Annotated in this window: 1 pseudogene; it reads left to right on the forward strand. The window is 63.4% G+C overall.

What is annotated here, in order from left to right:
* A pseudogene (locus RVY79_RS21215) lies at positions 1 to 243 on the forward strand (transketolase); the annotation flags it as partial.

Consider the following 243-nt stretch of genomic DNA (forward strand, 5'->3'; position numbering starts at 1 on the left):
TCGTCAACCACCACACCTACGTCTTCCTGGGCGATGGCTGCCTGATGGAAGGCATCAGCCACGAAGCCTGCTCGCTGGCCGGCACGCTGGGCCTGAACAAGCTGATCGCGCTGTGGGATGACAACGGCATCTCGATCGACGGCGAGGTCGTGCACTGGTTCAACGACGACACCCCGAAGCGCTTCGAAGCCTACGGCTGGAACGTGATTCGCGCCGTGGACGGCCACAACGTGGACGCTGTGG

The organism is Chromohalobacter sp. HP20-39 (genome assembly GCF_033052815.1).
GTDB lineage: Bacteria > Pseudomonadota > Gammaproteobacteria > Pseudomonadales > Halomonadaceae > Chromohalobacter.